Source organism: Mesorhizobium sp. M0306, assembly GCF_040321655.1.
GTDB lineage: Bacteria > Pseudomonadota > Alphaproteobacteria > Rhizobiales > Rhizobiaceae > Mesorhizobium.
The window spans coordinates 34,765-48,089 of sequence record NZ_JAMYRY010000006.1; the positions used below are offsets into that span (position 1 = coordinate 34,765).

9 protein-coding genes are annotated in these 13,325 nt (G+C 63.2%); 6 read left to right on the forward strand and 3 right to left on the reverse strand.

Annotated elements, in window-relative coordinates; all coding sequences use genetic code 11:
• The first annotated feature begins 48 nt into the window (after nt 1-48).
• The 3 genes from NKI95_RS11630 (at nt 49) to NKI95_RS11640 (ending at nt 6,039) form a co-directional block, all read left to right on the forward strand.
• Nucleotides 49-3,918, forward strand: coding sequence for a hydantoinase B/oxoprolinase family protein (locus NKI95_RS11630; protein ID WP_352717102.1), 3,870 nt, complete (start codon nt 49-51; stop codon nt 3,916-3,918).
• Between the two features lie 160 nt (nt 3,919-4,078).
• Entirely contained in the window at nt 4,079-5,377 is a 1,299-nt protein-coding gene (locus tag NKI95_RS11635) for a BtaA family protein (protein WP_352716835.1), read from the forward strand.
• Nucleotides 5,374-6,039 (forward strand): class I SAM-dependent methyltransferase, encoded by a 666-nt coding sequence (locus tag NKI95_RS11640; RefSeq protein ID WP_352716837.1) that lies wholly within the window; start codon nt 5,374-5,376, stop codon nt 6,037-6,039. The genes NKI95_RS11635 and NKI95_RS11640 overlap by 4 nt, the downstream gene beginning before the upstream one ends.
• 145 nt (nt 6,040-6,184) lie before the next feature.
• Here the strand turns inward: NKI95_RS11640 and NKI95_RS11645 are convergent, their stop codons facing one another.
• Nucleotides 6,185-7,564 carry a serine hydrolase domain-containing protein gene (locus NKI95_RS11645; protein WP_352716839.1) on the reverse strand — a complete coding sequence of 460 codons (1,380 nt, stop codon included), beginning with the start codon at nt 7,562-7,564 and terminating at the stop codon, nt 6,185-6,187.
• Nucleotides 7,565-7,969: 405 nt separating this feature from the next.
• On the opposite strand from NKI95_RS11645, the gene NKI95_RS11650 reads away from it, so the two are divergent.
• Both NKI95_RS11650 and NKI95_RS11655 read left to right on the forward strand, forming a co-directional pair.
• Entirely contained in the window at nt 7,970-8,767 is a 798-nt protein-coding gene (locus NKI95_RS11650; RefSeq protein ID WP_352716840.1) for a glycoside hydrolase family 25 protein, read from the forward strand.
• A gap of 80 nt (nt 8,768-8,847) precedes the next feature.
• Complete coding sequence (locus NKI95_RS11655; protein WP_352716842.1) at nt 8,848-10,020, forward strand: lytic murein transglycosylase; 1,173 nt, start codon at nt 8,848-8,850, stop codon at nt 10,018-10,020.
• A 122-nt stretch (nt 10,021-10,142) separates the two neighbouring features.
• Here NKI95_RS11655 and NKI95_RS11660 read toward each other — a convergent pair whose 3' ends face one another.
• Nucleotides 10,143-11,036 carry a LysR family transcriptional regulator gene (locus tag NKI95_RS11660; RefSeq protein ID WP_352716843.1) on the reverse strand — a complete coding sequence of 298 codons (894 nt, stop codon included), beginning with the start codon at nt 11,034-11,036 and terminating at the stop codon, nt 10,143-10,145.
• Nucleotides 11,037-11,159: 123 nt separating this feature from the next.
• Between NKI95_RS11660 and NKI95_RS11665 the strand changes: the two genes are divergently transcribed.
• Nucleotides 11,160-11,891, forward strand: a complete 732-nt coding sequence (locus NKI95_RS11665) for an SDR family oxidoreductase (RefSeq protein ID WP_352716845.1) — start codon at nt 11,160-11,162, stop codon at nt 11,889-11,891.
• Between the two features lie 115 nt (nt 11,892-12,006).
• Here NKI95_RS11665 and NKI95_RS11670 read toward each other — a convergent pair whose 3' ends face one another.
• Entirely contained in the window at nt 12,007-13,227 is a 1,221-nt protein-coding gene (locus NKI95_RS11670; RefSeq protein WP_023721223.1) for an alanine racemase, read from the reverse strand.
• Nucleotides 13,228-13,325: the final 98 nt, after the last annotated feature.

Sequence of the window (13,325 nt, forward strand, 5' to 3'; positions counted from 1 at the left end):
GTCGAGCATTAACAGGATGCATAAATGAAAATGCCCGGAGGCGCTGCAATGACCGCAAAATGGGATTTCTGGATCGACCGCGGCGGTACCTTCACCGACGTCATCGGCCGTGACCCCGAAGGCGGGCTGCATCCCAGGAAACTCCTTTCGGAAAATCCCGAAGCCTATGCCGATGCTGCCATCCAGGGCATTCGCGAACTGCTCGGCGTCCAGCCCGGCGCCCCAATCCCCTCCGCTCTGATCGGCGATGTCAAAATGGGCACCACGGTCGCCACCAATGCGCTTCTCGAGCGCAAGGGCGACCGCGTGCTGCTGCTCATCACCAAAGGGTTCCGCGATGCGCTGAGGATTGCCTATCAGGCGAGGCCCGATATCTTTGCCAAGCAGATCATCCTTCCCGAACAGCTCTATGAGCGTGTCGTCGAAATCGACGAAAGGGTTCGCGCCGACGGCAGTGTCGAGCGCCTGCTCGACATCGCCGCCGTGCGTCCTGCCATCGAACAGGCCAAGGCTGACGGTATCGATGCGGTCGCAATCGTCTTCATGCATGCCTGGAAACACCCCGAGCACGAAAAGGCGGTCGCCAAAGTCTGTCGAAAGCTCGGATTCTCGCAGGTCTCGGTCAGTCACGAGGTCTCGCCGCTGATCAAGCTGGTCGGCCGCGGCGACACCACGGTGGTCGATGCCTATCTGTCGCCGATCCTGGCAAGGTATGTGCAGAAGGTGGCGGAGGAACTGGGTGCCCTCTCCCCCCTCGAGGGGGAGATGGCTGCGCAGCAGCCAGAGGGGGTCATCTCAGAAGGCACCGCCAGAGTGTCGAACCCAGTCGAGCCGACCCCACCCGGCGGCTTCGCCGCCACCCTCCCCTCAAGGGGGAGGGAAAGCCCTCGCCTCATGTTCATGATGTCGTCGGGCGGCCTCACCGCCGCCGACATGTTCCAGGGCAAGGATGCGCTGTTGTCCGGCCCAGCCGGCGGCGTCGTCGGCATGGTCGAGACGGCAAAACTCGCCGGTTTCGGCAAGGTCATCGGCTTCGACATGGGCGGCACCTCCACCGATGTCGCGCACTATGATGGCGACTACGAGCGCGCCTTTGACACGGAGGTCGCCGGCGTACGCATCCGCGCGCCGATGATGCGCATCCACACGGTCGCCGCCGGCGGCGGCTCGATCCTGCATTATGAGGCCGGCCGCTTCCGCGCCGGGCCGGATTCGGCCGGCGCCAATCCCGGCCCGGCCGCCTACCGGCGCGGCGGTCCGCTGGCCGTCACCGACGCCAACGTCATGCTGGGCAAGCTGCAGCCCGAGTTCTTCCCGGCTATTTTTGGACCGGGCCAGGACGAACCGCTCGACGTACAGACGGTTCGCGAAAAGTTCGCGGCCCTTGCCGCCGAGATCGGCGACGGCCGCTCGCCGGAAACCGTCGCCGAAGGGTTCATCACCATCGCCGTCGAAAACATGGCCAACGCCATCAAGAAGATTTCGGTGCAGCGCGGCTACGATGTCACCGAATACCTCCTGAACTGTTTCGGCGGCGCTGGCGGCCAGCACGCTTGCCTGGTCGCCGATGCGCTCGGCATGGAGGCGGTGCTGATCCATCCGTTCTCCGGCCTGCTCTCGGCATACGGCATCGGCCTGTCCTCTGTATTTGCGTCACGCCAGCAGGCGCTGCTGAAGCCGCTGGCGGAAGATTCCGAGCCAGCAATCGATGAACTCATCGCAACGCTGCGCAAAGCCGTCATCGACGAACTCGCCGCGCAAGGCATCAGCGAAGACGCGGTCGCCTCGAAGCCGGTGCTGCAGATCCGCTACGACGGCACCGATACCGCGCTGCCAGTGAACTTTGGGCACGGCTCGATTGCGCAGGCCAAGGCGGACTTCGAACTGGCGCACAAGGCGCAGTTCGGTTTCGTCTACGACGACAAGCCGATGATCGTGGAATCGGTCGGCGTCGAAGGTACCGACACCGGCGGCACCGGCCGCGACGAAAGCGATTCAGTTGTTGAAGACGTGGCCGCAAGTTCTTCCGGGACCCGGAAAATCTTTGTCGACGGCGTCTGGCGCGACGCCGGCATCTTCCCTCGCGAAACGCTGAAGCCCGGTAACAAGATCGCCGGCCCCGCTTTGATCATCGAGCCGAACCAGACCATTGTCGTCGAGCCGGGCTGGCAGGCCGAGATCACCGCCAAGGACCACGTATTGATGCGGCGCGTCGAGAAGAAGCGCCGGCACGCCGCACTCGGCACCGAAGCCGATCCGGTGATGCTGGAGGTCTTCAACAACCTGTTCATGTCGATCGCCGAACAGATGGGCGTAACGCTGCAAAACACTGCCTATTCCGTCAACATCAAGGAGCGGCTCGATTTCTCCTGTGCCGTTTTCGATCGGAACGGCGCGCTGGTCGCCAACGCGCCGCATATGCCAGTGCATCTCGGCTCGATGGACCGCTCCGTGGAGACCATCATCCGGCTCAACTCCGGCGACATCCATCCCGGCGATGTCTTTGCCCTCAACGCACCTTACAATGGCGGCACCCATCTGCCTGACATTACCGTGGTGACGCCGGTGTTTTCCCTCCCCCTTGAGGGGAGGGTGGCCGCGAAGCGGCCGGGTGGGGTCCTCTCAGAAGTCACCACAAGTGCGTCGAGCACTGCCGCAACGACCCCCACCGGGGGCTTCGCCGCCACCTCCCCCTCGAGGGGGGAGGAGATCCTCTTCTACGTCGCCTCGCGTGGCCACCATGCCGACATCGGCGGCACGGCGCCCGGCTCGATGACGCCGCTTGCCACAACCGTCGACGAGGAAGGCGTGCTGTTCGACAATTTCCGCATCGTCGATCGCGGCCGGTTCCGCGAGAAGGACCTGGAGACGCTGCTCACCGACCACCCCTACCCGGCGCGCAATCCGCACCAGAACATCGCCGACCTCAAGGCGCAGATCGCCGCGAACGAAAAGGGCGTCGCCGAGCTGCGCAAGATGGTCGCGCATTTCGGCCTTGGCGTGGTCGAAGCCTATATGGGTCACGTCCAGGACAATGCCGCCGAAAGCGTGCGCCGCGTTCTGGAGCGGCTGCCCGACAGTTCCGAATACGAATATCCGACCGACACCGGCCAAATGATCAAGGTGAAGATATCGGTCGACCGGCGGAAGCGCGAAGCGACTGTCGACTTCACCGGGACGTCGCCGGTGATGAAGAACAATTTCAATGCGCCGGAGCCAGTCGCCCGAGCCGCGGTGCTTTATGCGTTCCGCGTCATGGTCGAAGACAACATCCCGATGAACGCCGGATGTCTGCGACCCATCAACATCGTTATCCCGGACGGCTCGATGCTGAAGCCCGCCTATCCCGCGGCAGTCGTGGCCGGCAATGTCGAGACCTCGCAGCACGTCACCAACGCGCTGTTCGGGGCGATGGGGGCGTTGGCCAATGCGCAAGGCACGATGAACAATCTCACCTTCGGCAACAAGCAGTACCAGTATTACGAGACGATCTGCTCGGGCTCGCCGGCCGGCCGGATGAACGACGGCCGCGGCTTTGCCGGCACCTCCGGCGTCCACACCCATATGACCAATTCGCGCCTGACCGATCCGGAAGTGCTGGAACTGCGTTTCCCGGTATTGCTCGAGGATTTCCATATCCGCGAAGGCTCCGGCGGCAAAGGCAAATGGAATGCCGGCGACGGCACCAGGCGCACCATCCGCTTCCTCGAAAAGATGGAATGCGCGATCCTGTCCTCGCATCGCAACCGCCCGCCGCAGGGCCTAGACGGCGGCGGCGATGGCGAAGCCGGTTCGACCAGGGTCCGCCGCAAGGATGGCCGCGTCGAAATCCTGAAGGCCTGCGATCAGACCATCCTCGACGCCGGCGAGGCGGTCATCGTGACGACACCCACTCCAGGCGGATTTGGCCGCTCTTAGAGGAGGCATCCAGAATTCGCTCCCGCGAGTCAGGTGGGGTGGTTTTCGAGAACCGAAGCGGAGCGGACATTTGGGTCCGTGAGCGTCGGAAGCGCAGAAAACCGCACCAGATGACCACCGGAGTAGAATTCTCGATGCCTCCGGCTGTCACTGGCCTGTCATGACCCTGCGCTACCCGCTTGCGGCAAAGCAAACGGGGAATCGCCTTGCCATGACGGACATTTCTGGGGAACTGGTTTTTCGCCGCGGCAAGGAAGTCGGCAAGGCCGTCTACCAGAACCGTCCGCTGTCGAAAGCCGGCATCTCCGAGCGCTTGTTTGCCTTCCTGTTCTCCGGCCTTGTCTACCCGCAGATCTGGGAAGACCCCGAAATCGACATGGACGCGATGCAGCTCGGGACGGGCCACCGTATCGTCACCATCGCGTCTGGCGGCTGTAACATCCTCGCCTATCTCACCCGGTCGCCGGAAAGGATCGACGCCGTCGACCTCAACGCCGCGCATATTGCGCTGAACCGCATGAAGCTCGCAGCGGTGCGTCACCTGCCGTCGCAGGGCGACCTGTTCCGTTTCTTCGGCGCGGCTGGGACCGGGCACAATTCGCAGGCCTACGATCGCTTCATCGCACCGCATCTCGACCCGGTCAGCCGCCATTATTGGGAGCGCCGCAACTGGCGCGGCCGTCGCCGCATCGCCGTCTTCGACCGTAATTTCTACCAGACCGGCCTGCTCGGCCTGTTCATCGCCATGGGCCACCGCACCGCAAAATTCTTCGGTGTCGACCCGGCCGGCATCATGGACGCCAAGAGCATCGCCGATCAGCGCCGCTTCTTCGACGAAGAGCTGGCGCCGGTCTTCGAAAAACCGCTGCTAAAATGGGCGACATCGCGAAAGGCTTCGCTGTTCGGCCTCGGCATTCCGCCGGCCCAGTACGATTCGCTGATCACCTCGGGTGACGGCACCATGGCCAGCGTGCTGAAGGCACGACTGGAAAAGCTCGCCTGCGATTTTCCGCTGAAGACCAATTATTTCGCCTGGCAGGCTTTCGCCCGCCGCTACCCTAATCCGGGCGAGGCCGCCCTGCCCGCCTATCTCGAAAAGCGCAACTACAAGACGATCCGCAACAATGTCGATCGCGTTGCCATCCACCACGCCAATCTGATCGAGTTCCTTGCCGGCAAGGATGCCGGTTCGGTCGATCGCTTCGTGCTGCTCGATGCACAGGACTGGATGACCGACGACCAGCTCAACGGGTTGTGGGCCGAGATCACCCGAACCGCCTCCACCGGCGCCCGCGTCATCTTCCGCACCGCGGCGGAACCCAGCCTGCTGCCCGGCCGCGTCTCGAATTCGCTGCTCGACCAGTGGCGCTACGAGAACGACGCCTCGCGCGAGTACTCGGCCCGCGATCGCTCGGCCATCTATGGCGGCTTCCATCTCTACGTGAAGCACGGCGCATGAGCGCGACCGAATTGCCGGCCAGCCATGCCGAGTTGATGGACGGCGTCTATCGCTGGCAGCGCCACATCTACGACCTGACCCGTAAATATTATCTGCTCGGCCGAGACCGGCTTATCGCCGGACTGGATGTGCCGGCCGGCGGCACCGTGCTCGAGCTCGGCTGCGGCACCGGCCGCAACATCATCCTCGCCGCCCGCCGCTATCCCGGCGCCCGCTTCTTCGGCCTCGATATTTCGGCTGAGATGCTGGAGACGGCCACCGCCGCCCTTGCCCGCGAAGGCCTCTCCGGCCGCGTCACGCTGGCGCGCGGCGATGCCACGGATTTCGACGCAAAGGCGCTGTTCGGCGTCGAAAGTTTCGACCGCGTCTTTGTCTCATATTCGCTGTCGATGATCCCCGGCTGGGAGAAGACGGTATCCGCGGCACTTGCAGCCCTTTCTCCGGGCGGCTCGCTGCATGTCGTCGATTTTGGCCAGCAGGAAGCCCTGCCCGGCTGGTTCCGCACGCTGCTGCGCGGCTGGCTGAAAAAATTCCATGTCGAGCCACGTCAATCGCTGCGCGCGGTTCTGGATTCGGAATCTGCAAGAGTTGGCGCAAGCTTCCGTTTCCAAACGCTTTATCGCGGCTATGCCTGGCTCGCTGTGGTCGGCCCCGGTCGATAGCCAGGATGTGTTGAGATTCAGGTCAGGCCGAGTCGAAAACGGTGGGTTCCGAGAACCGGAGCGGAGCGTACTTTTGGGTACGTGAGCACCGGAAGCGCAGGAAACCGCCGTTTGCAGGCCGGCATCACCTGAATATCGATACAGCCTAATGCAGCACCTTGACCAGCGCCGCTACCATCGCCTGCGGCCGGTAGCCGAGCCTGGCCGGCGTCAGCCCGAGCCGCAACACAACCAGCTGCTCCGAGGGGATGATGGCGACCGTTTGTCCGTCATGCCCCTCCATCCAATAGGTGTCCTTGGGCAGGCCGACGGCAATGCCGGCGCCGGGGTTTTCCTCGTCGCCCGGCCCTTCGATCCATAATTGTCCCTTGCCGTAGACGTTCGAGGCAGTTGCCGGTTCCCGCATCCAGTCGACGAAGCCGGCGGGCAGGATCGCTTTGCCGTTCCAGACGCCGCCCTGCAGCAGGAACTGGCCGAAGCGCGCCCAGTCGCGTGACGTGGCATAGAGATAGGACGAGCCGACGAAGGTGCCGTGCTCGTCGGCTTCAAGCACAGCGCTCTGCATGCCGAGCGGATCGAACAGCGCGGTCCTCGGCCAGGCCAGTGCCTTGTCCTTGTCGCCGATTGCGTCCTGCCACAGCCTGGACAGCATCACCGCCGTGCCGCTCGAATAGGAAAACACCTTGCCGACCTCGCCGGTCAGCGGCTTGGATCCGGCAAAGCCCGCCATGTCCGGTTCGAGATAGAGCATCCGCGTTACATCGGCGACGTCGCCATAATCCTCGTTGAATTCCAGCCCGCTCGACATCGCCATCATGTCGGCGAGGCTGATCATGGCGCGGCCATCTCCCTTCCAGGGACCGAACAGACCCTGGTTGGTCATCGCCAGCTTGCCGTCCTTCACCAGCGTGCCGACGATCGCCGCATTCACCGTCTTGGTCATCGACCAGCCCAATAGCGGCGTCTTTTCGGAAAAGCCGTCGCCATAGCGCTCTGCGACGATGCGGCCGTTCTTGACCACCACCACCGCCCGCATCCCGGCGCCGGTCATTGAAGGATCGTCGAGGACTTTCGCGACCTCTGGATCCTGCGAGGCACCGACATCGTCGCCTTCCGGCCACATCGCATCGGGCAGCGGCGCCGGCGTCGGTGCAGCTCCCGCGACAGCCTCGGCGGCGGCAATATCGCCGTCGGGAACCGAGGCGCAGCCGAGCCCGTCGCGCGCAACCGCGACACTCTTGCCGAGCGCGCCGAACAGGCCCGCCGAAACCGTTCCCTCCTCCTTGTCGACCGACACTCTCATCAGCTTCAGCAATGGATGACCCGGCGCCTGCACATCGACGGCAAGCACGTCGTCGGCATCTCGCCCTGCAATGAAGACGTTCGAGCAGACGATCTTGGCCGCATAGCCGGAACCAACGCGGATCAGTGCCGGCGGGGCGAAATACAGCCAGCCGGCGAGTACCGCGGCGGCCAGCACAGCCAGGCCGAGCAGCCATTTGACGAACTTCAAAAGGATCTGCATTTTGAGTTCCCCCGGCGCGCTCGATCTACGTCATCGATTTGCCGCCATTGTTTCGGCAAAATCGCGGCTCTTGTCGAGCGCCGTCAACCGAATATCAACCATGATCGGCGATCACAGGTGCATGTCGCCCAAAAGTGCGCAGCGGTTTTGGGACAAGGACATGCATAGACAGAGATCTAAGCGCGTCGAAGCGACGCGCTTAGGACAGACCGGGCGATCCTGTGGGGTGACCGTCCGGCGGGGCTTGAATGCATGCGTCCCAAAACCGCGCAACGGTTTGGGAACGCATGAAACGAAGATCAAGGCGCGTCGCGTAAGTCGGTTTCAGACACGCCGCGCCCGGTCGAGGGGCCACCCGCGGAAAGACCCATCAGCGGCCGGCTGAAACCGGCTCGGGAAGTAGCGATGCGCCGTTTCGCGGTCCTCATCACGCTGATGCTGCTTGGTGCCTGCTCGACGATCGAGGATCTGACGCCATCGCTGTCGTCATCCAGCGCCCCGACGGTTGCGGTACGCGCGCCGCGTTTTGCCGATTCCGACCCTCATGAATGGGACAGCGGCGCACCGTGGAGCTATGCCGTCCACGGCACCGACGTCTCCAAATACCAGACCTCGATCGACTGGCCGGCGGCCAGGGCCAGCGGCATCTCTTTCGCCTTCATCAAGGCAACCGAAGGCGGAGACCGGTTCGATGAAGCTTTCAACGAGCATTGGAGCCGCACCAAGGCCTCAGGCGTCCCCCGCGCCGCCTATCATTTCTTCTACTTTTGCACGCCCGCCGCTACCCAGGCGCGCTGGTTCATCCAGAACGTGCCCAAAGACAGTTCGGCGATGCCGCCGGTTCTCGACATGGAATGGAACCCGAAATCGCCGACCTGCAAGCTGCGGCCCGATCCCGCCACGGTACGCAGCGAGATGAGCACATTCCTCGAAATCGTCGAAAAACACTACGGCAAGAAGCCGATCATCTATACGTCGGTCGACTTCTTCGAAGATAATGGTTTATCGGGCTTCCCCGGCTACCCCTACTGGCTGCGCTCCGTCGCCGGGCATCCGCGCCAGAAATACGGCAGCCATCCCTTCACATTCTGGCAGTATACCGGAACGGGCGTCGTACCGGGCATGGCCGGAAACGCCGACATCAACGTCTTCAACGGCTCCGAAGCCGCGTGGAAGAAGTGGTTGCGGCAGAACACCCGTTGACACCAGGCCTGCCGCCTGCTTTTCGACACAGCCAATGACGAATGCCCGCAACCGCTGGTAATCTTCTCGGAAGGATGGCGATGCGATCGCGCTTTGGATTTCTCGCGGCGCTGCTCCTGACCGCCGTGCCGGCCACGGCACAGCAATGCGGCGGCGATTTCGAGGCATGGAAGCAGGGCGTGGCGGCGGAGGCCAGGGCGGCGGGCGTCGGCGCTGCCGGCCTTGATGCGCTGGAAAACGCCACCCTCGATGAGAAGGCATTGGCACGCGACCGCGCCCAGGGCGTCTTCACCCAGACCTTCATCGAATTCTCGAACCGCATGATCTCGTCGCATCGGCTGAAGCAAGGTGCGGCCAACCTGCAAAAGTATGCCGAGATCTTTGCCCGCGCCGATCGCGAATTCGGCGTGCAGGCGCCGGTCATCGCCGCTTTCTGGGCCCTGGAAACCGATTTTGGCGCCGTGCAAGGCGATTTCCACACACTGAACGCACTGGTCAGCCTCTCGCATGACTGCCGCCGCCCGCAGTTGTTCCGGCCGCAGATCGTGCCGCTGCTGATGCTGATCGATCGCGGCGTGGTGCCGGCCGACGTGACCGGTGCCTGGGCCGGCGAGATCGGCCAGACGCAGATGTTGCCTTCCGACTATCTCGGTCACGGCGTCGACGGCGACGGCAATGGCCTGGTCGACCTGCGCGGCAGCGCGCCGGACGTGATCATGAGCACGGCCAGCAAGATCCAGTCGCGTGGCTGGAAGCGCGACCAGCCCTGGATCGAGGAAGTCCGTGTTCCCGACGATTTGCCGTGGGAGCAGACGGGGCGCACCAACAAGCTGCCGTTGACGCAATGGACCCAGTGGGGCGTTACCAGGCCCGACGGCACGCCGCTTCTCGACAACGGCCTCAAGGCCGGCCTGGCCCTGCCGATGGGTCGCAAGGGGCCAGCCTTCCTCACCTACGACAATTTCGACGTCTATCTCGAGTGGAACCAATCCTTCACCTATGCCCTGACCGCGGCAAATCTTGCCGCCCGGCTGGGGGGCGCGCCGCGATTCGATCCGCGCAACCCCGAACCCGGCCTCAACGGCGACCAGATGAAGGCGCTACAGACCAAGCTCGAGGCGAAAGGCTATGACGTCGGCACCGTCGACGGCATTCTAGGCACCAACACCCGCGAAGCGATCCGCAAGGAGCAGATGCGGCTGGGCCTGCCGGTCGACGGCTGGCCGACGCTCGAGCTGCTGGCGAGGCTGTGAGGGCGGTGAATGGTGAATGGTGAATGGTGAATGGTGAATGGTGAAAAGAATAGCACCGGAGCCGCACTGAACACCAGAGCTACTACTATTCACTATTCACTATTCACTATTCACTATTCACATCACCGCCTGGCAAGCAAGAAATCGATGAAGGCTCGCAGCGGCGCGGGAACCTGCCGGGAACTTGCGTGATATAGATAAAAACCCGGAAATCTCGGCGACCAGGCTTCGAGAAAGCGGATGAGCTTTCCCGCTTCGATCCACGGCCGGACCTGGTATTCCAGCATGTACGCCACGCCGACCCCATCCAGAACCGCCCCGATCATCAGGTCCGTATCGTTGACCGTCAGGCCACCGCTGACGGCCACTTCCAGGGCACGTTGGCCTCGGGCGAACTCCCACCGGTAGAGATTGCCGCCGCTCGGCCACTGGAAATTGATGCACTGGTGCTGATGCAGGTCCGCGGGGTGACGGGGTATCGGGTGATGCTGCAGATAGCTCGGCGCCGCCACTGCAGCCATCTCGAGCTCCTCGCTGAGCTTCACAGCCACCATATCCTTGTGCAGCCGCTCACCCAGTCTGATTCCAGCATCGAAGCGGCCCTCGACGATGTCGGTGAGCATGTCGTCGACAATGATTGTGAGGGCGATATCGGGATAGGCGCGGCGGAAATCGCCGAGGATCGGCGCGATGAAACGCGTGGCGGCGATGCGCGGAACATTGATGCGCAGCGAGCCTGCTGGCCGGCCGCGTGATGCATGCGCGTCCGCGACGGCGCCTTCCAGTTCGCCGAATGCAGGTGCAATGCGGGCAAACAGCTTCTCGCCCTCAGCGGTCGGCGACATGCTGCGCGTGGTGCGGTTGAGCAGGCGGACACCGAGGCGCTCTTCCAGCCCGCGTATCGTCTGGCTGAGTGCCGGGGGCGAAATCCTGAGCTTGGCTGCGGCGCGGACAAAGCTGCCCTCTTCGATGATTGTTGCAAATGCCGTGAGTTCGGAAAACTCGCTTCCTCGCATTATGTACCCCAGGCTTAACAAGTCAGTTAGACAATAGGCTATTCTCTGAGCAATAGCATGCTCCTAGCTTTTCCCCGGAACGCCGCTCGATCGAGGCGGCCGTAGTCAGCCGAAGGAACAGCCATGCATCGTCCACTTGAAGGCAAAACCGCACTTGTGACCGGTAGCTCGCGCGGCATCGGACGCGCCATCGCGGAGGGGTTCGCGGCCAAGGGTGCTGCCGTGGTCGTCAACTATGTCGGCAACGAGAAGGCAGCCAGGGAAGTCGTTGCCGCCATTGAAGGGAATGGCGGAAAAGCCGTCGCCATCCAAGCGGACGTCTCCAGCATCCTCCACATTCGCAAGTTGTTCGACGAAACCGAACGGCAGATGGGGCCGATTGACATCGTCGTCGCCAATGTCGGTGTCGCCGTCATAAAGCCGCTCGTCGAGGCCACCGAAGCGGACTTCGATCACGTCTTCGGCGCCAATGCCAAGGGCACCTTCTTCACGCTTCAGGAAGCGGCGCGCCGCGTTCGCGACGGTGGCCGCATCATTGCCGTCTCCACCGGTGGAACCAGGATGTTCTTCACGCAGACGGCGCTTTATCTCGGCAGTAAGGGAGCCGTCGAGCAGTTCGTCCGCGTCCTCTCGCGCGAACTCGGCCCGCGTGCCGTTACCGTGAATGCGCTTTCACCAGGCTTCACCGACACCGACCTGCTTCCGGAGCGGGACCGGGCCGTGGCCGCCGGCATGTCGCCCTTCGGCCGGATCGGAGCACCGCGCGACGTCGCCGATGTCGCGGTTTTCCTGGCTTCCGACGAGGCTCGCTGGCTGACCGGCGAGAACATCCAGGCCGGCGGCGGAGTAGCCTGACGCGGGTGAATGGTGAATGGTGACGATTCACCGGAGCGGACGGAACGCAAGAACTACTTCCATTCACTATTCACTATTCACTATTCGCTATTCACCATTCACCATTCACCATCAACTAATCCGCCATCGTCTCCAGGCTGGCAAACCCCTGCGGCGCATCGCCTTCGTCGAATGGCGTTGCCACCTCGACGAAGGTATCGGGATAGAAGCCGTTGAACCGTGTCCGGAGCGACAGCGAATAGGCGCCGATATGGCCGATCTCGATCCAATCGCCGGTATCGACGGTCTCGGGCAGCCAGAACGGCCGCGACAATATGTCGACGGAATCGCAAGTCGCGCCGCAGACCTTGAACGGCACGATGGTCTTGTCCTCGCCATTGCGCGAGCGGATCGCCGGATCGGGGATGAAGCGTGCCGGCAGCGTGATCTTGCCGGTCCATGAATCCGACAGCGACGCCCAGATGCCGTCATTGATGTAGAGCCTTTTGCCCTTGCGCAGCAGCACGCGCACGATCAGCGACAGGCAGCGCGCCACGATCACCCGGCCGGGCTCGGCCACCAACGGCATCTGGTCGAATTGGTACTCCTGGAGGTCGCCCGACAGCCGCGACATGATCTGGCCGAGCGACGGCATTTCCGGTTTGCGGCTGTTCGGGTCATGGCCATATTCGGCGGGGAAGCCGCCGCCGACATCGAGCCCGGCAATGTCGAAACCGACGCGGTTGCGCACCCAGTCGGCGGAGGCCAGCGCCCGCTCATAGGTGTCGGGATCCTCGATCTGGCTGCCGACGTGAAAGCATAACCCGACCTTGTAGCCGGTCCGGTTCAGCCGTTCGGCGAGTTCCACCGCATTGGCCGGTCCGGCGCCGAACTTCTTCGACAGTTCGTAGGCCGCCGAGCCTTTCGTCTGGATGCGCACGAACACGGTGATCGCGCCCGGATCGATGTCGAGCGCCCGCACCACCCTGGTCAGCTTGGTGATTTCGTCCTCATGGTCGAGCGAAATGACGCGAATGGCGTACTTTTCCAGCGCCAGCCTGATGTCCGACTGCGCCTTGACCGGGTGCATGTAGAGCATCTCGGCGTCCGGCGAGACGGCGCGCACGGCAGCGAATTCGCCGGGCGAGGCCACATCGAAGGCGCTGACGCCGGCCTCGACCAGTGCGTTGAGCACGATCTGCTCGCCATTGGTCTTGACCGCATAGGCGGTCTTGCCGGGAAACATGCCCATGAACTGTTTGGCATCCGCCTTCAGCACCTGCGGGCGGAAGCAATAGATCGGATCGTCCGGGCGCAGCGCCAGCGCTGCCTCGCGGGCATTTTCGAATCGCTGCATGGACGAATCCCTTGACTGAGGCTGCGCACAATTAATCCAAGCTAGCGGCTAATGAAAACAATTCTATGTCTCGCCGCCCCGGCTTCGCGGCGCTACGC

Bases quoted from the DNA above. Each gene is read 5' to 3' on its own strand.
- NKI95_RS11630 (WP_352717102.1), top strand. From the start codon at position 49: ATGACCGCAAAATGGGATTTCTGGATCGACCGCGGCGGTACCTTCACC.
- NKI95_RS11635 (WP_352716835.1), top strand. From the start codon at position 4,079: ATGACCCTGCGCTACCCGCTTGCGGCAAAGCAAACGGGGAATCGCCTT.
- NKI95_RS11640 (WP_352716837.1), top strand. From the start codon at position 5,374: ATGAGCGCGACCGAATTGCCGGCCAGCCATGCCGAGTTGATGGACGGC.
- NKI95_RS11645 (WP_352716839.1), bottom strand. From the start codon at position 7,564: ATGCAGATCCTTTTGAAGTTCGTCAAATGGCTGCTCGGCCTGGCTGTG.
- NKI95_RS11650 (WP_352716840.1), top strand. From the start codon at position 7,970: ATGCGCCGTTTCGCGGTCCTCATCACGCTGATGCTGCTTGGTGCCTGC.
- NKI95_RS11655 (WP_352716842.1), top strand. From the start codon at position 8,848: ATGCGATCGCGCTTTGGATTTCTCGCGGCGCTGCTCCTGACCGCCGTG.
- NKI95_RS11660 (WP_352716843.1), bottom strand. From the start codon at position 11,036: ATGCGAGGAAGCGAGTTTTCCGAACTCACGGCATTTGCAACAATCATC.
- NKI95_RS11665 (WP_352716845.1), top strand. From the start codon at position 11,160: ATGCATCGTCCACTTGAAGGCAAAACCGCACTTGTGACCGGTAGCTCG.
- NKI95_RS11670 (WP_023721223.1), bottom strand. From the start codon at position 13,227: ATGCAGCGATTCGAAAATGCCCGCGAGGCAGCGCTGGCGCTGCGCCCG.